This is a genomic window from Arthrobacter sp. Ha26 (genome assembly GCF_059091705.1).
Genome location: NZ_JBNHGX010000001.1, coordinates 82,073 through 102,487, shown reverse-complemented (window position 1 = coordinate 102,487; position 20,415 = coordinate 82,073). Strand labels below are relative to the sequence as shown.

Genomic DNA, 20,415 nt, shown 5'->3' with positions numbered 1-20,415 from the left:
GAACCATGACTTCCAGCAATCCTCGCAACGAGGCACTTTTCGACCGCGCCCGCCAGCTGATGCCGGGCGGGGTCAACTCACCGGTGCGGGCCTTCGGGTCCGTGGGCGGAACGCCGCGCTTTATGGTTTCCGCCAAGGGCCCGTACCTGACGGATGCCGACGGCAAGGAATATGTGGACCTGGTCTGCTCCTGGGGTCCGGCGCTGCTCGGCCACGCACATCCCGCGGTACTGGAGGCCGTTCACGCTGCCGTGGACCGCGGCCTGTCCTTCGGGGCATCCACCCCGGACGAGGCCAACCTGGCGGAAATCGTCAAGGAACGCGTGCCCGCCGTCGAACGCCTCCGGATGGTCTCCACCGGCACCGAAGCCACCATGACGGCTGTCCGGCTGGCCCGCGGCTTCACCGGCCGCAACCTCATCATCAAGTTCGCCGGCTGCTACCACGGCCACCTGGACGGACTGCTGGCCGCCGCGGGCTCGGGCGTGGCAACGCTTGCCCTGCCCGGCTCCGCCGGCGTCACCGAAGCCACGGCCGCCGAAACCCTGGTGCTGCCGTACAACGATCTCGCCGCCGTCAAGGAAGCGTTCGCCACCCACGGACCCAACATCGCTGCCGTCATCACGGAGGCGGCACCGGCCAACATGGGCGTGGTAACCCCGGAAGAAGGCTTCAACCTCGGCCTGTCCCGGATCACCCGCGAGCATGGGGCGCTGCTGATCGTGGACGAGGTCCTTACCGGCTTCCGCACCGGCTACTCCGGGTACTGGGGCCTCACCGGCGGTGCGCCGGACGCAGCCGAGCCGTGGACGCCGGACCTGCTCACCTTCGGCAAGGTCATCGGCGGAGGAATGCCGACGGCGGCGCTCGGCGGACGTGCCGACGTGATGGACCACCTGGCCCCCACCGGACCCGTGTACCAGGCAGGCACGCTGTCCGGAAACCCGGTGGCGATGGCCGCCGGCGTGGCCACGCTGACCCACGCCACCCGGGATGTCTACTCCTTCATCGACGTCCGTTCGCTGGAATTGTCCTCGGCGCTGTCCAGTGCTTTGGATGCTGCCGGCGTGGACCACTCCATCCAGTTTGCCGGGAACCTGTTCTCGGTCGCTTTCGGTACCTCTGCACACGGAGTCCACAACTACGCAGACGCCCAGGCGCAGGAAGCCTTCCGCTACGCCCCGTTCTTCCACTCCATGCTGGAATCCGGCGTCTACCTGCCGCCGTCGGTCTTCGAAGCCTGGTTCCTGTCGGCCGCGCACGACGACGCCGCCATGAACCGGATATTCGACGCCTTTCCGGCGGCGGCCAAGGCGGCAGCAGCAGCCCAGGGCTAGACGCCCGGACATAAAGAAATCCCCGGCTGCGCGCTGCAGCCGGGGATTTACTTTTTGTGCTTCAGAGTTACAGGACGTCCGAGAGGAAGCCTCTCAGCCGCTCGGTTTCCGGGGCACTGAAGATCTTCTCGGGGGGACCCGACTCCACCACCACGCCGGCGTCCATAAACGTCACGGTGTCCGACACATTGCGGGAGAAGCCCATTTCATGGGTCACCACCACCATGGTCATGCCGCCCTTTGCGAGGTCCGTCATCAGCGCCAGGACACCCTTGACCAGTTCAGGGTCAAGTGCGGACGTGGCCTCGTCAAAGAACATCACTTCAGGCTTCATGGCCAACGCGCGGGCGATGGCCACGCGCTGCTGCTGGCCGCCGGAGAGGTTGGCCGGGCGGACGTCGGCCTTGTGCTTCAGGCCCACGAGGTCCAGTTGCTCCAAGGCTTCGGCGCGGGCCTTGTCCTTGGGCAGCTTGCGCAGCTTCCGCAGCGCCAAGGACACGTTGTCCACCACCGTCTTGTGGGGGAACAGGTTGAACTGCTGGAACACCATGCCGATGCGCTGCCGGAGCTCGTCCGGGTTGTCCTTCAGAACAGACCGGCCATCGAGGAGGATGTCGCCCTGGTCCGGTTCAATCAGCCGGTTCATCACCCGCAGGAGCGTGGACTTGCCGGAGCCGGACGGGCCGATCACCGAGGCAGTGGTGCCCTTCTCCACATGCAGGTCAATGCCGCGGAGAACGTGGTTGTGGCCGAACGAGAGGTGCAGGTTCTTGCCGGTCAGGGTTCCGGAAGCGAATTCCGTCATGCCTGTGCCCCCTTGCCGATAGGTGCTGCCAGCTCATCCGGTTCCTTCTTTTCCGGCTTGCCGGTACGCAGGCGGTGGTCGATGAAGTTCACGAAGTGGGTGAGCGGGACGGTCAGGATCAGGTACAGCACCCCGGCGGCCACCAGTGGTGAGAGGTTCCCGGTGTTCGCCATGGCATCGTTGCCGATCCGGAAAATTTCCCGGTCCGAGGCGGCGAGGCCGAGCATAAACACCAGCGAGGAATCCTTCAGCAGCGAGATGAACTGGTTCACCAGCGCGGGAAGGACCCGCCGGATGCCCTGCGGCACCACAACAAGGCGCATCGAACTGCCGTAGCTGAATCCCAGCGCCCGTGATGCCTCCAGCTGACCCTTCTCCACGCTCTGGATGCCGGAGCGGAAGATCTCACCGATATAGGCGGCCGCGATCAGCGTCAGGGCCAGGATGCCCAGCGGGTACGGGTTCCGGGATCCGGTGATTTCCCGGGCAATGGGGCTGAGCCCGATGCCGATGACCAGGATCACCAGGATGGCCGGGAGGCCGCGGAAGATGTCGGTGTAAATGCGCGCCACCCAGCGGGCCCCCGCGCTGCGGGAGATCCCCATCATGGCGAGTCCCAGCCCCAGCAGGGATCCCAGGACGCCGGAGGAGACTGCCAGTATCAGGGTGTTGGGCAAGCCCACCGTGAGCAGGGCGGGAATGACCTTCGCCATTTCCTGCCAGTTGAAGAAGGTGTCAGCCAGTTGATCCAGGAGATCCATGTACGTCCCGGCTCAATCAGCTCTGGGGAACCGTGGCGGCCTTGCTGCCCGGCTTCCAGTCGGTGGGCATTTCACGGTCCGGGTACCATTCCTTGGTCAGCTTGGTCCAGGTTCCGTCAGCGATCACGGCATCCAGGCCGGAGTTCAGCGCGTCGATCAGGGGCTGGTTGTCCTTGGCCACGGCGTAGGCAGTGAAGTTCTGCGTGTTGACGACGGATTCCACGATGGCGGTGCCGTCGCCTTCCTTGACCTGGCCGGTGGCCTGCTGCGACGGGGCAACCCAGGCGTCCACCTGGCCGTTGCGCACGTTGGCGTAAACGGTGGCGTAGTCCGGGAAGCGGATGGGCTCGAGCTTCAGGGTGTTGGTGACGTAGTCATCCTGGACCGTGCCCTGGACCACGCCGATGCGGAGATCGCCCTTGAGGTCGTCAAAGCCCTTAATGCCGCTGTCGGTCTTGGCGACAACTGCCATGAAGCCGAAGTCGTAACCGTTGGTGAAACCGACGTTCTGGCGGCGCGCATCGGTGGTGGAGATGGAGGAGGACCCGACGTCGAACTGCCTGGTCTGGACCTGGGAGAGCAGCGCGGAGAAGTCCGTGGCGACGAATTCGACCTCAAGGCCCAGCTTGCCGGCGATGGCGCGCAGCAGTTCGTTGTCGTAGCCCGTGAACTTGCCTGAGGGGTCAATGAAGATGTTCGGCGGGGCGTCCGAGAGGGTGCCCACCTCGAGCTTGCCTTCAGTGTTCAGCCCAAGTTTGGTCTTGTCGATCTTGTCGATCGGGGTGACGTCCGCGGTGGTGTACTTGTCCAGCGTCTGCTGGTCGCTGCCGGCGAGGGCGTCGGTGGGGGTTCCGCTCGGCTCGGCCGATCCTGAGCCGCACGCTGCAAGGGAAACCGCCAGGGCGATTGCCACGGGAGCGGTAGTCAACCACTTCATCGCTTTGATTTTCATCAGGGTGTCACTTTCATTGAGTCATAAGTCAACCGGGCCGCAAGGCTGCGCTGGTGGCGCCTGGCACCTGCCTGGTGCTGGTCAAGCAGGGCCAGGGCAGGGGTGACCGCAAAACTTTATTGTCTCACTTCGGCCGTTCCGGCCCTGATCCCGAAGGACCGCGGACGCTTTGGCCCATTCGTCGAAGAATGTTCGGGGTGCTGACTGGTGCACCGTAAAACTGCAGGGCTGAGTCGGGACGCGGCGAATCCTGGGTGGCCAAAAGCAAGCTGGCTTATGAAGCGATATGACTGTGAAATACGTCTCGAAGACGCTAAGCCCTTTTTGGGCTAGAAACCCCCGGTGCTGGCGTCCTGCGGCGGAAGCACCGGCCAGTCACCTTCGATGACCGCAGCGGGCTTGGTTTTGCGCAGGTAGCCCTGGAAATCCGCAGCCTGGTTTCCGGCCCAGTCCACCTGCAACTGGTGAAGCTGGCTGGCCGGCATGCTCAGCTTGGGGAACTTGCCGGCCATCGCGTCCAAAACCCGCAAGGTAGCCAAAGCGTCGGCGGCAGAGGTGTGGGCGTTGTCCAGGACCACGCCGTACTCCTCGCACAAGGCCGTAAGGGTGCGCTTGCCCTTGCGGTACCGATCCACCTGCTTATTCATGATGTACGGGTCCAGGACGGGGAAGCGGGTAAGTTGCGGCACCCCGTAGCGGGCCGATTCGGCGGCCAGCACCGTGAAGTCATAGCTGGCGTTGAACGCAATGACGGGAACGCCGTCGTCGAACAGTCCCTGCAGTACTGCCGCCAGCTCCTGTGTGACTTCCCGCGCCGGCCTGCCGTCACGCCTGGCATGTTCGGTGGTGATGCCATGCACATCGCTGGCTTCCGTTGGAATTTCGACCCCCGGATCGGCGAGCCATTCATGCTCGGTGACCACGTCTCCCTTGTGGTCCACCACGGTGACAGATGCGGTGACAATCCGGGCAGCACGCGAGTTGCGGCCGGTTGTTTCGAGGTCGAAGGCTGCGCGGGGAAGGGTGTTCCAGGTACTCATGATTCAACGCTAACGGGGGCCACCGACAATTCCCGGGAGCGCCACTGCGGCTACATTGGATCAATGCGGATTGAGTATGTGGAGGCGGTATTGGCCATCGTACGGCTGGTTCCGCCAGGGTCCGCAGTCTCCTACGGCGACGTCGCCGAACTCCTGGGGTCAGGCGGGCCCAGGCAGGTCGGCACAGTGATGAGCCGCTATGGCAGCGGCGTTCCCTGGTGGCGGATCCTCAAAGCGAGCGGGCATGCACCCGAGGGGCATGAAGCGGAAGCGTTCCGTCACTACCGCCAGGAAGGAACAGCGCTCCTCGGTGCCCACCAGGACTACCTGCGGACGGGGGAGGGCTCTTGGCGTGTGGACCTCCGGGCCGCCCGGTGGGCGCCCGGACCTGAAGATTTCGGGCAGATAGATCTGATTGCGGCGGAACTGGAGCGTGGGCTCCGGAAATTGTCGGTGGCTGATGATGGAATGTCGGCGTGACAATAACAGTCCCCTTCACAGGTCCACGCGACGAGTACCGCGGGCCCGCAGATCCCGGCTCCGGGTTTGATGCCACGACTGGAGCACTGTACGACGACGGCGCCTTGCTTTCCGGCACAGGGCAGGATCGCGCGGGGAAGGATCGTGCAGGGCAGGATGAGGCGGGGCATCAGGCCGGGTCCGGCTTTGCCGGGCTCAGGTTGCTGCCGCCGCGGAGTTTCCACGCCGAAGCCCCGTCACTGTCGCCCGATCAACGGGCAGCCGTTGACGCCGTGCAGGGATCCGGCCCCGTCCTCGTCCCCGGAGCGCCGGGAACGGGCAAAACCACGGTCCTGATTGAAGCGGCGGTCAACCGGGTCTTCCGCGACGGAGTAGACCCTGAACGCGTGCTGATCCTGGCCCCCAGCAGGCTCGCGGCGGATTCCCTGCGGGACCGGTTCACGGCCAGGCTGGACCGAAGCCTCAGCACCACTCCCGCGCGCACCTGGGCATCCTACGCCTTTGACGTGATCCGGCGGGCCAAGGCCGAGGGGGTACTGCCCCTTCCCAGGCCGCCCCGGCTTCTCTCCGGGCCGGAGCAGGACCTCATCATCAAGGAACTTCTCGAAGGCCACCGCATGCCGGGACTGGAGCTGCCGTGGCCCGAAGATCTTGCAGGGGCACTGGAGACCCGCGGGTTCCGCCACGAGGTCCGCCAACTCTTCGACCGGGTCATCGAGTCGGGAATGACGGCCGCAGACCTCGCCGGATTCGGCCGGTTGTGCGGCAGGCCGGACTGGACGGCCGCCGCGGCACTGTATGTGGAATACCGTGACGTCCTGGACCTTCGGATGCCCGAGGCCTTTGACCCCGCCGGGATCATCACCGCCGCCCGACAGGTTTTCCAGGACGCCCCTGGTTTCCTCGCTGCCGAACGCGCGCGCCTGCAGCTGATCGTCGTGGACGACGTCCAGGAAGCCAACCCTGCCGTCTTTGAGCTCATGGCGGACATCGCCCGCGGGAAGGACTGCTATGTGGCGTCATCGCCGGACACGGTAGTCCAGGGGTTCCGGGGGGCCCGGCCGGACCTGGTGGCAGAACTTCCGCGGCTGCTTTCTCCAGCTGCCACTGTCCTGGAACGCCCCCTGCGGTATGCGCACCGGCACGCGCCGGAGCTGGCGAAAGCGTGGCTGGGAGTTGCGGGCCGAATCTCCCAGCGGGCCGGCGGGCAGTTGGCGCGGCAGCTGGAGCCGCTGGGCGACCAGCCGGGGGGAGCGGTGGAAGCCCACCTGGTGCCGTCCGCCGTCCACGAACTGCGCTACGTTGCCCAGAGGATCCTTGACCAGCACATCAACCGCGGCCGGGAGCTGTCCGAGATGGCAGTGATAGTCCGGAACGGGGCGCAGGTCAGCGAACTGCAGCGCTATTTGTCCGGCCAGGGGATTCCCGTGCGTGTTCCCGTTGCCGAATCCGCCGTCCGCGATGAGGTGGCTGTTCGCCCCCTGCTGGATGCGTTCGCCGTCGCCCTTGATCCTGCCCTGCTGACCCCGGAAACGGCGGTATCCCTCCTGACCTCGCGGATCGGCGGCGCCACCTCCATCGAGCTGCGCCGGCTGCGGCAATCGCTGAGGCGCGAAGAATTGCTCGGCGGAGGCGGACGCACCAGCGACGCCCTGCTCGTCGAAGCCCTCCTTGAACCGGGAGCCTTGTCCACGCTTGGCATGGAGGGCAGGGCTGCCCGCCGCACGGCCAGGATGATCCAAGCCGGGCGGCAGGCCGCCGTCGAGCCCGGCGCCAATGCCGAGTCCGTGCTTTGGGCGCTATGGCACTCCACCGGCCTCGCCGCTTCGTGGACAGAGACAGCGCTCGCCGGCGGCCCGCACGGAGCCCGGGCGGACCGCGACCTCGATGCCATGATGGCGCTGTTCCATACGGCCGAGCGTTACGTGGACCAGGTGCCCGGGGCCGGGCCGGAGCAGTTCCTGGAGTACCTGCTGAACCAGGAGCTGCCCATGGACACGCTGGCCGCCCGGGCCCAGGTGGACGACGCCGTGGAACTGATGACCCCCGCCAGTGCGGCAGGGCGGGAATGGCCGGTGGTCCTGGTAGCGGGTCTCCAGGAAGGTGTGTGGCCCAATACCCGGCTCCGCGGCGAACTTCTGGGCAGCACGCTCTTTGCGGATGCGGTGGAGCACGGGGTTGACTACGCGCTGCAGCGGGACCCGCTCAGCCGGCTCCGTGATATCCGCTACGACGAACTCCGCAGCTTTTCCACCGCGGTGTCACGGGCCCGCGAACTCCTGATCTGCACCGCCGTCTCCTCCGAGGACGATCAGCCCTCCTCGTTCCTGGACTATGTGGCGCCGCTGGATCCCGGCCAGGAAGGCAGGGCCTTTACACCGGTGGAACGCCCCATGACCCTCCGCGCACTCGTGGCCGAACTCCGGCAGTATGCCCAGCTGGACGGACAGCACGAGGCTGAGGCCCATGAGGCTGTGAAGGTTCTTGCCAGGCTCGCGGCTGCCCAGCCGCCTGTGGCGGGGGCGCATCCGGACAGCTGGTGGGCGCTGCCGCCGTTAACGTCCTCCGCGGCTGTGGTGCCCCCTGGCGGAACTGTCTTTGTGTCACCGTCCAAAGTGGAGACGGTCCAGAAGTCTCCCCTTGACTGGTTCGTCCAGGCAGCCGGCGGTGAACCGGCCACCGATTTCGCCAGGAGCCTGGGCACGCTGGTCCATGCCATCGCACAGGAACTTCCCGACGCGTCGGGGTCGGAATACGTGGCCGAACTGGTCCGCCGCTGGCCTGCCTTGGGTATGAAGGACAACTGGGAGGGCCGGCTGGACTACCAACGCGCTGAGGCGATGGTGCGCAAGCTTGCCCAGTACGTGCTGGTCATGCGCAGTGAGGGCAGGAGCCTCCTGGGCGTGGAACAGGACTTTGACGTGGCCCTCCCGGACGTGGCCGTAGATGATGGGCCGGCCCGCGCGGCGGTCCTTCGCGGACAGGTGGACCGCTTGGAGATCGATTCCGAGGGCAGGTTGGTCATTGTGGACCTCAAAACGGGCAAGCGCCAGCCGGGTAAGGCGGAACTGTCCACGCATCCGCAACTGGGCGCGTACCAGGCCGCAGTCCTTGCAGGGGGCTTCAATGGCGGAGATGGCAGCCCTCCCTGTCTTCCGGGCGGGGCCGTGCTGGCGCAGCTGGGGACGGGGACCAAGAATCCGGGCATCCAGCAACAGGAACCGCTTGATCCGCAGGAGAACTGGGCCATGGATATGGTGACGGAGGCCGCTGCCCTCATGGGCGGCAGCGAGTTCGAGGCACGGCACGACCCTTCGAAGGGGAGCCACGGCGGCCATGGCTGCCGGCTGCCGGAAGTGTGCCCCTTGTGCGTCCGCGGAAGGCAGGTCACGGAATGATGTCCGGCTTAGGCTTTGGAGGGCCCGCTGTGCCCGAAGCACGGTTCACCCCTGAGGAACTCTCCCGGCTGCTGGGGGAGAAGAACGTGCCCACTCCGGAACAGTCCGCCATCATCAGTTCGCCGCTGGCGCCCCGGTTGGTCATCGCCGGCGCAGGTTCGGGCAAAACAGCCACCATGGCCGACCGCGTGGTCTGGCTCGTGGCCAACGGCTGGGTGCGGCCGGAAGAAGTCCTGGGTGTCACGTTCACCCGGAAGGCGGCCGGGGAACTGGCGTCACGGATCCGGGCAAAGCTTGCTTCCCTGCAACGGTTGGCTGGCCAGGACGGCGGCCGCGGGCTGTTTCCGGAGGAACCGGTCTCCAGCGACTCGCTTGAACCCAAGGTATCCACCTATCACTCCTTCGCCAGCGGCATCGTGTCCGACTACGGGCTGAGGCTCGGCGTGGAACGGGACGTGGTCCTTCTGGGCGGCGCCCAGGCCTGGCAGTTGGCCAGCGAAGTGGTGGAAGCCTACGACGGCGAATATGCGCACTTCCGCGCCGCAAAGTCCACCCTGGTGAAGGCCGTGATCCAGCTCGCGGGGGAATGCGCGGAGCACCTCCAGGAGCCGGAGGATGTGGAAGCCTGGCTGATGGCCCGCCTTTCCGAGTTCGAGTCCCTGCCGTACATGGCGGACAAAAAGAAGAACCCTCCCCAGGCAGCAGCCGAGCTTGCCGGGATGCTGCGCACCCGGGCCAGCGTGGCAGACATGGTTGGCCGCTACGCGACAGCCAAGCGGGCCCGGGGTGCCCTTGACTTCGGGGACCTGGTGGCGCTCGCCGCCAAGGTGGCGCAGGATGTTCCGCTGGCCGCGGAGATGGAGCGGCAGCGCTACAAAGTGGTGCTGCTCGATGAATTCCAGGACACCTCCTATGCCCAGCTGGTGCTGTTCTCGCGGCTGTTCGGCGGTGGACATGCAGTGACAGCGGTGGGCGATCCAAACCAGTCCATTTACGGTTTCCGCGGCGCGTCCGCCGGGCAGCTATTCCACTTCGTCCGCGAGTTCCCCGTGCGCACCGGTCCGCCCGATTCACCGGGGAACCGGGCTCCGGCGCCTACGTCCTACCTGACCACCGCCTGGCGGAACGGGCGGTCCATCCTGGCAGCCGCCAACGTGATGTCCGAGTCCCTGGGGAAGGCAGCCGCCGCACAGGGACCAGCCGGTGCCGGCAACGTGCCTGGAGGCCCGCCTGCGGCGGCGGACGTTCCGCCCCTGCAGCCCAGCCCGTATGCCGTCGAAGGCACAGTGGTCCTGGGCCGCTTCGGCACGGATGTGGACGAGGCGGCCGCCCTGGCTGACGACGTCGTGAAGTTCCGGGTAACCGACTTTGAGCTGAAGCCGGACGGCACCCCGGTACCTCCTGCCATCGCTGTCCTGTGCCGGCGCCGTGCCCAGATGGAAACAGTGCGGCGCCAGTTTGAAGCGCGCGGCATCCCGTACGAAATCGTCGGGCTTGGCGGACTCCTGGACACCCCGGAGATCGTGGACCTCGTGGCAACCCTGCGGGTCCTTGCAGATCCGGGCCGCTCCGACTCGCTGATGCGGCTGCTCGCCGGTGCCCGCTGGCGGATCGGCCCGGCGGACCTGATGGCCCTGCGCGACTGGTCAAACCATTTGGCCCGCCGCCGCGGGCAGGCTGCCGGCCAGGCGGGTGATGCCGGGCCCTCCGTGGACGAGCAGCTTGATGGCGGCACCGAAACAGTCCTTGAAGGGGACCTGACGGACGGTGCCAGCCTGGTGGAAGCCCTGGACTGGCTGCCGCGGGAGGGCTGGACGTCCGCCAACGGCCGGTCACTCAGCGCCGCTGCCAGCAGCAGGCTTGCCCGGCTGTCAGCCGAGTTGCGGCAGCTCCGGGGCTATCTCGGCGATGACCTCACCACGCTTCTGGGTGAAGTAGAGCGGGCCATGCTGTTGGACATCGAGGTGGCGGCACGGCCGGGTATCAGCATCCATCAGGCGCGCCGCAACCTCGACGCCTTCCAGGACGCTGCCGCCGGGTTCCTGCGGACATCCCAGCGGGTGGACATCCTCGCTTTCCTGTCCTGGCTGGAGGCCGCGGCTGCAGAGGAAAACGGTTTGGAAGCGCCGGCCTCTGACGTCAACCGGGAAGCGGTGCAACTCCTGACAGTCCACGCTTCCAAGGGTCTGGAATGGGATGTTGTTTTTGTGCCCGGGCTCAATGCGGGGGCCTTCCCGAGCGACAGGGACTCCCGCTGGAGCAGTGGCTCGGCGGCCCTGCCCTGGCCGCTGCGTGGTGACCGTGCAGACCTTCCGCAGTGGGACCTCGACCAGCCGGACCAGAAAGGCTGGCTGGACGCGGAAAAGGACTTCAAGGCGGCCGTCCAGGCCCACGGTGAGTCGGAGGAACGCCGCCTGGCCTACGTGGCGTACACCAGGGCAAAACACGTGCTGTGGGTGTCAAGCTCAGCCTGGGTCGGATCCCGGGCAGGACGCGCAGACATGTCGCCGTTCCTCGCCGAGCTCGAACCACTGGCCAACGCGGCGGACGGGAAGCCTCGGGCCGCTGTGGTTCATCCGGCCTCCCGGGACGAGGCTTCCCTCCCGGAGTCCAGTCCGCTCACCGTGGAGACGGAAGTTGCCGCGTGGCCCTATGATCCGCTCGAAGGGCCGGTTGATCCCCGCACCGGGAACCGGCTGCGCCTGTCCGCCGGGCGCCGGCAGGCCATGGAAGCCGCCGCGGCCAAGGTGCTTGCCGAGCTGGACAAGCAGGGACGGGAACCCCTTGCGGCCCTGCCGCAGGCAGGAGCTCCCGGCGGGGACGCGGCGGACGGCAAGCAGCTTTACGGGGTGGCCGGGGGGTGGGCCAGGGAAGCGGCGCTGCTGCTGGAACGCCGGTCCAGGCGGTCCGCGGGCCGGGATGTGCACCTTCCCGGCCACATCTCCGCATCCACGCTGGTGGAACTTCGCGAGGACCCGACAGCAGTGGTGGGAAGGCTCCGCAGGCCCGTTCCACGGGAACCGGGCATGTCAGCACGGAAGGGTACCGCCTTCCACGCCTGGGTGGAGGAGTACTTCGGCGCTGCGGGCATGCTTGACCTGGGGGAAGCTCCCGGTTCGGATGACCACATTGATGCCGCCTATGACCTTGACGCTATGGTGGCAACCTTCAAAGCCTCCCCCTGGGCACACAGGTCACCGGCGTTCGTCGAAGTGCCGGTGGAGACGCGGGTGGGCGATGTTGTGGTGCGTGGGCGCATCGATGCCGTCTTCAGGGACGCCGACGGCCGCTGGGACCTGGTGGACTGGAAGACCGGACGGCGGCCTTCCGCCGCCGCACTGCGAACCAAAGCCGTGCAGCTTGCCGTGTACCGGCTGGCCTGGGCGCGGCTGAGGGACGTACCGCTGGAAGACGTGCGTGCAGCCTTTTTCTATGTCGCTGACAACGAGGTGGTGCGCCCGCACGATCTTGGAACAGCCCACGAACTGGAGGCGATTGTCAGCGCTGCCCTGGGCAGGCAGGGACGCGGTACTTAGGAGCTGCCCTGGTTCTTCGTGACGTCGATGATGGTGATGGCTGCGGTGGACGTGTCGTCCGGCCCCGCCGTGTCACTACCTTTGGTGCCTGGATTCTCCCTGTCCTGGTCGCGGGTGCTGTCTGTCACAGCTTCTCCCTCTCCAGGTGCAGCTGGGCTGCCGGCGCCGGCCGCTACTTCCACCGGGATGGGGGTGACGTGGACCGCCGGCTGGACCGGGGCCGGGACGGGCACTGGCACTACGGTAACCGGCGGCACGGAACCCGTTGTGCCGGCGTCGGCCGCCCTGACAACCGACTCCTGGCCGGCCGCAGCCGCTGAACGCTGAGGTTCAACGCTGATCGGCTGCCCGCCGTGCTCCTCGATGTCAGCGGCGAGGGTCGCGAGCATGTCCTCCGCCTCGGAAACCATGCCGCTGTCATCCGAGGCGATCCCCTTCACCAGGTACTGGGCCAGGGCGAACTCGGCGGACAATGCTGCCCTGCGGAGAAGGTGGTTGTCAGGAGCATCCCTGCGGCTGGCCGTGTAGGCATCCAGCACTGCGTCCACAAAGTCCTGCTCATTGGATGCCACGAGCCAGGCAAAATCGTCAGCCGGGTCACCAATCCTCAAGTCGGTCCAGCCCGTCACCGCGGTGACCCGCTGGCCCTCCACCAGGAGGTTGTCTTCGTGCAGGTCGCCGTGCACCACGCTGGGGTTGAAGCGCCAAAGCGACACGTCTTCGAGGGCATGTTCCCAGCGCAGCAGCAGGGCAGGCGGGATCTTTCCGGTGGTGGCTGCCTGGTCCAGTTCGTTCAGCCGGCGCTGCCGGAATTCGTTCGGTGTATAGCTGGGCAGGTCCGCGTTGCTGACCAGCGCACGGGGCAGGTCATGGATCGCGGCCAGGGCAACACCGATTTCACGTGCCAGGGCATCCGGTCCGGCGGTGAGTTCCTCGACGCTGCGGGTGCTTCCGGCAAGGTGCGAATACACGAACGTGCTCAGGGTCCCCAGCCGGACGCTGCCCGCGACCGTGGGCATGAGGAAGGGAAGCTCGGCGCGGATGGCCGGAGCAAAGGCCCTCAGCACGAGGAATTCGGTTTCCAGCCGCGCGCTCGCTTCCGCATGCCGGGGTGAGCGGACGCGCCAGCGCTTGCCTTCGGAATCGAGCAGCAGGGCAGAGTCAAAATCGGCGGGGTCGTCCGGGGCAGAACTAACAGCCGTTGGGGTCAGTCCGGGGACTGCCGCGGTTGCAACGGCTGCCAGTTCAATCGGTTTTCTTCTCACCGTTCCACGGTAGATTGCGTCAAGTCCAAGACACCGGTCCAAGGACGGCGAGTCTTCAGATAAGGTCCAAAACAGGGGAGGCCGGCACGCCGGAAGCAACCGGGACCCACCCTGAATACCAATTTGTCAGGCCCAGTCAGTACGGTTGACACATGAGCCACGCGGAGTCTGCAACACCGGTCCACCAAGGCAGTGCTGCCCGGTTGCCGGCGAACCACCTGATGGACACAGTCCTGCCGGTGCCACCGGCGCTTGTTGACCGCGGATCGGTAGCCCGGGCTCAGCCGGGAATGGTGGAGGAACTCCTCGCCGCCACGGACACCCTGGCTGTAATCCTCTCCGGGCGGCAGGGCCTTGTTCAGGGTAGCGGGCTGTACATGCTGAACGCGCGTGAACTGCATGCTGCACTGGCCACCGCGGATGCAGCCCCCCAGCTGACGGTCTACCTCGGCTCCGCCCTGCCTGATTCGGACCTTCCTCCTGGAACCGAGCTGCTGCTGTTCATCCTGCCCGAAGCCGTAGACCCGGGAACGGCGGGAATTCCCCGGGATGCTTCCTGGGCGGGGTTCCGCGAGGTTGCCGCCGCGCTCACCCCTACCCACACAGCCCTCTTCGTCGAGGCCAGCGCCATCGCCAACTGGCATTCCACCCACACGCACTGCCCGCGCTGCGGATCGCCCACAAACGTTGAGGCCGGGGGCTGGGTGCGCAGGTGCCCGGTCGATGCCTCGGAGCACTACCCGCGCACCGATCCCGCAATCATCGTCACCGTTGTGGGTCCGGACGGCCGCCTGCTCCTGGGCGGCGGGGGAGCACGTGATGCAAAGAACTACTCCACCCTTGCCGGCTTCGTGGAACCGGGGGAGTCGTTGGAACAGGCCGTGGTCCGGGAGATTTACGAGGAAGTGGGGGTCAGGGTTACGGCCTGCCAGTACCTCGGCTCGCAGTCGTGGCCCTTCCCGGCCTCCCTTATGCTTGGATTTACCGCCATCACCGAAGACGCCGAGGCAACGCCCGACGGCGTGGAGGTCACCAGGGCGCGTTGGTTCACCCGGGAGGAACTCCAGGAGTCCGTGCTCGCCGGCGAGATCACCATTTCCAGCAGGCTGTCGATTGCCCGTTCCCTCATCGAGCATTGGTTCGGCGGACGGATTGAAGACCGTACCGCCGGCTGAAGCCTTATCCACCAGACTCCAGCACGCGGTAGTCGAGACGAAAAAGCAGCAAAGTGACTACACAGAATTTTGACGGCGCAGCATCCCTGGAGGACCGCATCCTCGGAGGCCTGGACGCCGAGCAGCGCGAGGTGGCGAGCACCCTCAACGGGCCGCTGTGCGTCCTCGCCGGCGCCGGAACCGGCAAGACCCGCGCCATCACCCACCGCATCGCGTACGGCGTGCACTCAGGGGTTTACACACCCCAGCGGCTGCTGGCCGTGACATTCACCGCCCGCGCGGCCGCAGAGATGCGCAGCCGCCTGCGCGACCTCGGCGCAGGCAACGTCCAGGCCCGCACATTCCACGCCGCGGCTCTGCGCCAACTCCAGTTCTTCTGGCCGCAGGCCGTAGGCGGGACACTGCCCAACCTGCTGGACCACAAGGCCCAGATGCTCGCCGAAGCCGCCCGGCGGCTGCGGTTGAGCACGGACCGGGCCTCCATCCGCGATCTTGCCTCGGAAATTGAGTGGGCCAAAGTGTCCATGCTCACTCCGGCCAACTACCTCGAGAATGCCCAGGACAGGGGCACGCCGGGCGGGTTTGACCTCACCGCCGTCGCCAGGGTTTTCCAGTCCTATGAGGACGTCAAGACGGACCGCAATGTCATCGACTTCGAGGACGTCCTGCTGATTACCGTGGGCATCCTGCAGGAGGACGAGAAGGTGGCCGCCACCGTCCGTGAGCAGTACCGGCACTTTGTGGTGGACGAGTACCAGGACGTCTCCCCACTGCAGCAGCGGCTCCTCGAGCTATGGCTGGGCGGCCGGGACGAGCTGTGCGTCGTGGGAGACGCCAGCCAGACGATTTACTCGTTCACCGGTGCCTCCCCAAAGCACCTCCTGAAATTCAAGGCCCGCTACCCCCAGGCCAACGTGGTGAAGCTGATCCGGGACTACCGCTCCACTCCGCAGGTGGTGAAGCTCGCCAACGACCTCCTCGCCGGGAGGCGCAGCGGCGGGCCGGCAGCGGACGCCGCGTGGGCTGCTCCGCTGCAGCTTGTGGCCCAGCGCCCGGCCGGGCCCGCTCCGCAGTTCACCGAATGCACCGATGACGAAGCGGAAGCCGCCACCGTGGCGCAGAAAATCAAGGCATTGCTCGACGGCGGCACCCCGGCCAGTGAGGTGGCGGTCCTCTTCCGCACCAACGGACAGTCCGAAGCCTACGAACAGGCCCTCGCCGCCGCCGGCATCGGCTACCAGCTGCGCGGAGGAGAGCGGTTCTTTGCCCGCAAGGAGGTACGCGACGCCATCCTCCAGTTGCGGGCAGCCACCAGGGCCATCTCCGCCGAATCAGCGGAACCGCTCGGTCAGCTGGTCCGGGACATTGTGGCGTCCCTCGGTTACACCGACGCCCCACCACACAACGGCGGTGCCCTGCGCGAACGCTGGGAATCCTTGGCGGCGCTGGTGGCCCTGGCCGATGAACTCGTCCAGTCCCGCGGCCCGGAGTTTGGCCTGGCTGACTTCGTGAACGAACTCCAAGAACGCTCGCTGGCCCAGCACGCACCCACGGTGCAGGGAGTTACCTTGGCGTCCCTGCACGCCGCGAAAGGACTGGAGTGGGATGCGGTGTTCCTGGTGGGGCTCAGTGAAGGGTTGATGCCCATCTCCTTCGCGGACTCCCCCGAAACAGTGGACGAGGAACGGCGGCTCCTGTATGTGGGCATCACCCGGGCCCGCGAACACCTCTCCCTGTCCTGGTCCACCGCCCGAACTCCCGGCGGCCGGGCCAACCGCAAACCCTCAAGGTTCCTGGACGGACTGCGCCCTGACTCCGTTGCCGCTTCAAACGCACGCGGAAAGGGCCCGGCTCCGCGCCGCAAGGCTGCTGTCCCGGCCGTGTGCAGGGTCTGCGGGAGCATGCTGAGTACGGGAGCTGAACGCAAGGTGGGGCGCTGCAACTCCTGCCCACCGAGCTATGAGGAACAGACCTTCGACGCGCTGCGGACCTGGCGCCGGGAGACCGCCTTGTCCGCCGACGTGCCCGCCTTCGTAGTGTTCACGGACGCCACGCTGACAGCGATTGCCGAAGCAAAGCCTTCCTCACTGGAGGAACTTGCCGCACTCGCCGGCGTGGGACCCTCCAAGCTGGAACGCTACGGCGAAGACGTCCTCCGGGTACTGGTCGAAAGCACCTCGCTGTGATCACAAGCGCGGACGGCGCTCCCGTGGAGGTCCGGCGCTCGGCCCGCCGGACCAGGACAGTGGCCGCGTTCTGGGAGAACGGGACGGCCGTGGTGGCCATTCCGGCGCGCTTCACGGCGGCCCAGGAAAAGGAATGGGTTCACCGGATGCTGGCCAAGCTGCACAAGCAGGGGGAACGGCGCGCCGCTTCCGGGCGGAAACGCCCCGCTTCCGACGCCGCCCTGGCCGCCCACGCCGCCCAGCTCTCAGAACGGTACCTCGGCGGGCGGGCCGCCCCGGCATCGGTGCGCTGGGTCAGCAACCAGAACTCGCGGTGGGGTTCGGCCACCCCGGCTGAAGGCACCATCCGTCTTTCAGACAAGCTCCGGCCCATGCCGCAGTGGGTCATCGATTATGTGCTGCTCCATGAGCTCGCCCACCTCCTGGTGGCGCGGCACAACGCCGCCTTCTGGAAGCTGCTCGAGGCCTACCCGGAGACGGCGCGGGCGAAGGCCTTCCTGGAAGGCGTGTCGTATGCCATGTCCCGCGGCCTCAAAGACGGTGGAGGGCAGGACACGTCCGGTTCCGCTCACCGGCCAGGGCAGGAACCCTGGCCGGAGGAACCCTGGCTGGCCGACGCCGACTAGGCCCGGCAGGCGCCGAAACAGGCCGGCTTAGCCTTTCGGCCCGTTGCCCGGACCCTCCTGGCCGGCCTGCCCGCCATCGTCCGCGCCGCCGCCGTCAGCCTGGCCTCCGCCGGCGGGTCCGCCGTCGGGCTCTTCTGTCCCGGCCGGCGGGGTCTGGTCAAACCCGCCGCTCAGCAACTTCTGCAGGGCGTCGTCCACCTCGCTGTCACTGGCCTCGGCCAGCTTGCGGCGTCCGCTGAAGCCCTTGGGATCGTCCAGGTCCTCGGCGGTGGGGAGCAGATCGGGGTGATGCCAGATCGCGTCGCGGCCTTCGATGCCGCGTTCTTCCTTCAAGGTTGCCCAAAGCGTTGCGGCATCCCGCAGCCGGCGGGGACGCAGTTCCAGCCCCACCAAGGCGGCGAAGGCGTGCTCTGCCGGCCCACCGGTGGCGCGGCGGCGCCGCACCGTTTCCCGCAGCGCGCCTGCGGAGGGCAGCATCTTCTCGGTGGCAGCGGCTGTGAGCTCGTCCACCCAGCCCTCCACGAGGGCAAGCGCCGTCTCCAGTTTCTCCAGCGCCTGGTCCTGTGCCGGCGTGCGCTGGGGCATAAAAACGCCCTGCGACAAGGCTTCCTGGATGCCCTCGGGATTGCTCGGATCCAGGTCCCTTGCCAGTTCTTCAATGCGGGAAGTGTCAATGTGGATGCCGCGGGCGTAGGCCTCGATGGCGCCCAGCAGGTGGCCCCGCAGCCAGGGAACCTGGACGAAGAGCCTGGCGTGGGCAGCTTCCCGCACAGCGAGGAACAGCCGGATGTCGTTTTCGGGCAGGGACAACCCTTCACCGAAGGCGGCGATGTTGACGGGCAGCAGTGCCATCTCAAGATCGGCCAGGGGCACGCCGATGTCCGTTGAACTGACTACGTCCTGGGAGAGGGCGCCGATGGCCTGGCCCAGTTGCATGCCGAAAATAGCGCCGCCCATGTTCTGGAGCATGGACGATGCCCCGCCCATCATCGACTTCATCTCTTCGGGCATCTGCTCCGTCATGGCGGAGGAGAGCGCATTGGCGATGCTGTTCGCCACCGGCTCCGTGAGCCTCTTCCAGGTGCCCAGCGTGGCCTCGACCCACTCCGCCCGGGACCATGCCCGCCCAATCAGGCCGGTGGCGGGAAGGTCAGTGACAGGGTCAAGCCACAGTTCAGCGAGCCGCAGCGCTTCGTCCACCTCGCGGGACTGCTGCGAGGTGACTGACGGATCAGCGTTTGCCGCTGCTACCCGCCGGGCATTCTCGTGGGCCAGCTGCCAGTTCACGGGCCCCTCGGACGGGGCGCTCATCATGGCCTGCACCTGGGAGAACATCTGGGCGAGCAGGTTCGGGTCGTTGGGCAGCCCGGCTGCTTTGGCGAGTTCGGCGGGGTCGAAATTCTCCATCCCCTTGCCCCCCATGAGGTTTTGCAGCATCTCGGTCAACGGGTCTTTGGGGGTGTCGTCGCCGTTGGACGGATTGAGTGGGTTGGAAGTCATGATCCCGCCGATCGTCGGTATGGCTGGTGCTCAACCTTCACGGTACCCCGGTGCCGGTCGGCTGTCTGCCGCGGTGCGTGGCCGTTCGCTGTAGGCAAAGAAACGGAGCTGCCGGGCACCGCGTAGTGTTGGTCCGGTGACTACAACCCGTGGCGGCCACCCCTCCGAGGATCACGCCGCCCAGCCCCGGTCCGGCCCCTGGCATGCGGAAACGGAAGAGTTCGACGCCGCCACTGCAGATGTGAGCGCGACTACCGGCCCGCCGTCCAGGCACACGGAACAGGACTGGACCGGACCGGACCGCCGCAACCCGAAGGTATCCGCCATGATGGTGGCCGGCGTTGCCGCGTTGGGGTTGGGAATCGCGGTAGGCACGTTGCCGGTGCCCTATGTTGTTGAATCGCCCGGCCCTACATTCAATACCTTGGGCCAAAGCCAGGGAAGCCCGGTCATCAGCGTCACCGGAACGGAAACATACCCGGCAGCGGGAAACCTTGACCTGACCACGGTCTATATGGCCGGAGGCCCCAATGGCCCGATGAGCATCCTTGGTGCTTTTTCTGCCTGGCTTGACGGCACGAAGGCTGTTTACCCGGAGGAGTTGATCTACCCCGCCGGAACCACAAAGGAAGAGGCCAACGAACAGGGAACTGTTGCCATGGCTACATCCCAGGAAAACGCGGTGGCCTCAGCCCTGAGCGAGCTGGATATCCCGTTCGGCCAGCAGCTTCAGGCGGCGGGCCTCTCCGAGGGTTCCGCCGCGGCCGGAAAGATTGAGCCGGGGGACATCCTCAAAACGATCAACGGCAAGGAGATCACCTCCCTGGCCGTTATCCAGGAGGAACTGGCGGCCGGAAAAGGCGCCCAGGCCACCGTAGTGGTGGAGCGGGACGGCCAGGAACTGAGCCAGGCCATTACGCCCAAGGACAACGGCGAGGGACGCTTTATTCTCGGCGTGATGCTCAAATACCTGTTCAATTTTCCCTTTGACGTGAAGATCTCGCTGGACAAAGTGGGCGGACCCAGCGCCGGGCTCATGTTCTCGCTGGGCATCATCGATACCGTCACCCCTGGCGATCTGACCGGCGGCAAGCACATCGCCGGGACCGGAACCATCTCCCCAGACGGCAAGGTCGGGCCCATCGGAGGCATCGGACAGAAAATGCAGGGGGCCCGCGCAGCGGGAGCCACCTTGTTCCTTGCCCCGGCCGCGAACTGCGGGGAAGTGGCGGGCCATGTCCCGGACGGCCTGCAGGTGGTCAAGGTGGGGAACCTCGCAGAGGCCCGCGACGCCGTCGAGCTTGCCGGTTCCGGCACGGACACGTCCGGCCTCCCTGCATGCACAACCAACTAG

Annotated in this window: 14 protein-coding genes; 8 read left to right on the top strand and 6 right to left on the bottom strand. The window is 66.7% G+C overall.

The genetic code is table 11. The annotated features are described in order from the left end of the window. Positions 1-5: 5 nt before the first annotated feature. On the top strand, positions 6-1,337 hold the full coding sequence (hemL, locus tag AC5RVY_RS00415; protein ID WP_493952750.1) for a glutamate-1-semialdehyde 2,1-aminomutase: 1,332 nt from the start codon (positions 6-8) through the stop codon (positions 1,335-1,337). A 67-nt stretch (positions 1,338-1,404) separates the two neighbouring features. Here hemL and AC5RVY_RS00410 read toward each other — a convergent pair whose 3' ends face one another. The 4 genes from AC5RVY_RS00410 to AC5RVY_RS00395 all read right to left on the bottom strand — a co-directional run bounded on the left by AC5RVY_RS00410 (position 1,405) and on the right by AC5RVY_RS00395 (position 4,895). After that, positions 1,405-2,142, bottom strand: coding sequence for an amino acid ABC transporter ATP-binding protein (locus AC5RVY_RS00410; protein WP_493952749.1), 738 nt, complete (start codon positions 2,140-2,142; stop codon positions 1,405-1,407). Beyond that, the gene (locus tag AC5RVY_RS00405; protein ID WP_493952748.1) at positions 2,139-2,903 is read right to left on the bottom strand and encodes an amino acid ABC transporter permease; all 765 of its coding nucleotides are present in this window, start codon (positions 2,901-2,903) and stop codon (positions 2,139-2,141) included. Before AC5RVY_RS00405 ends, AC5RVY_RS00410 begins: the two co-directional genes overlap by 4 nt. Before the next feature lie 16 nt (positions 2,904-2,919). Beyond that, positions 2,920-3,855, bottom strand: coding sequence for a substrate-binding periplasmic protein (locus AC5RVY_RS00400; RefSeq protein ID WP_493952747.1), 936 nt, complete (start codon positions 3,853-3,855; stop codon positions 2,920-2,922). A 329-nt stretch (positions 3,856-4,184) separates the two neighbouring features. Continuing rightward, positions 4,185-4,895, bottom strand: coding sequence for a 3'-5' exonuclease (locus AC5RVY_RS00395; protein ID WP_493952746.1), 711 nt, complete (start codon positions 4,893-4,895; stop codon positions 4,185-4,187). Between the two features lie 63 nt (positions 4,896-4,958). Between AC5RVY_RS00395 and AC5RVY_RS00390 the strand changes: the two genes are divergently transcribed. The 3 genes from AC5RVY_RS00390 to AC5RVY_RS00380 all read left to right on the top strand — a co-directional run bounded on the left by AC5RVY_RS00390 (position 4,959) and on the right by AC5RVY_RS00380 (position 12,309). Beyond that, complete coding sequence (locus tag AC5RVY_RS00390) at positions 4,959-5,375, top strand: MGMT family protein (RefSeq protein WP_493952745.1); 417 nt, start codon at positions 4,959-4,961, stop codon at positions 5,373-5,375. Positions 5,376-5,575: 200 nt separating this feature from the next. Further along, complete coding sequence (locus AC5RVY_RS00385) at positions 5,576-8,773, top strand: ATP-dependent helicase (protein ID WP_493953672.1); 3,198 nt, start codon at positions 5,576-5,578, stop codon at positions 8,771-8,773. Then, a complete protein-coding gene (locus tag AC5RVY_RS00380; RefSeq protein WP_493953671.1) occupies positions 8,773-12,309 on the top strand; it encodes an ATP-dependent helicase in 3,537 nt (1,178 codons plus the stop codon). Before AC5RVY_RS00385 ends, AC5RVY_RS00380 begins: the two co-directional genes overlap by 1 nt. Here the strand turns inward: AC5RVY_RS00380 and AC5RVY_RS00375 are convergent. After that, positions 12,306-13,574 (bottom strand): macrolide 2'-phosphotransferase, encoded by a 1,269-nt coding sequence (locus AC5RVY_RS00375; protein WP_493952744.1) that lies wholly within the window; start codon positions 13,572-13,574, stop codon positions 12,306-12,308. The two genes, AC5RVY_RS00380 and AC5RVY_RS00375, sit on opposite strands and share 4 nt — an antisense overlap. Before the next feature lie 152 nt (positions 13,575-13,726). Between AC5RVY_RS00375 and nudC the strand changes: the two genes are divergently transcribed. From nudC to AC5RVY_RS00360, 3 genes are read left to right on the top strand one after another with little or no spacing between them, the layout of a single operon-like run. Next, entirely contained in the window at positions 13,727-14,749 is a 1,023-nt protein-coding gene (nudC, locus tag AC5RVY_RS00370; RefSeq protein WP_493952743.1) for an NAD(+) diphosphatase, read from the top strand. 53 nt (positions 14,750-14,802) lie between these two features. After that, a complete protein-coding gene (locus AC5RVY_RS00365) occupies positions 14,803-16,935 on the top strand; it encodes an ATP-dependent DNA helicase UvrD2 (protein ID WP_493952742.1) in 2,133 nt (710 codons plus the stop codon). Further along, positions 16,932-17,561: a M48 family metallopeptidase gene (locus AC5RVY_RS00360; protein ID WP_493952741.1), complete on the top strand. Its 630-nt coding sequence runs from the start codon at positions 16,932-16,934 to the stop codon at positions 17,559-17,561. The genes AC5RVY_RS00365 and AC5RVY_RS00360 overlap by 4 nt, the downstream gene beginning before the upstream one ends. A 27-nt stretch (positions 17,562-17,588) precedes the next feature. On the opposite strand, the gene AC5RVY_RS00355 is transcribed toward AC5RVY_RS00360, so the two are convergent. Then, positions 17,589-19,061, bottom strand: coding sequence for a zinc-dependent metalloprotease (locus AC5RVY_RS00355; protein WP_493952740.1), 1,473 nt, complete (start codon positions 19,059-19,061; stop codon positions 17,589-17,591). 325 nt (positions 19,062-19,386) lie between these two features. On the opposite strand from AC5RVY_RS00355, the gene AC5RVY_RS00350 reads away from it, so the two are divergent. Further along, a complete protein-coding gene (locus AC5RVY_RS00350) occupies positions 19,387-20,415 on the top strand; it encodes a YlbL family protein (RefSeq protein WP_493953670.1) in 1,029 nt (342 codons plus the stop codon).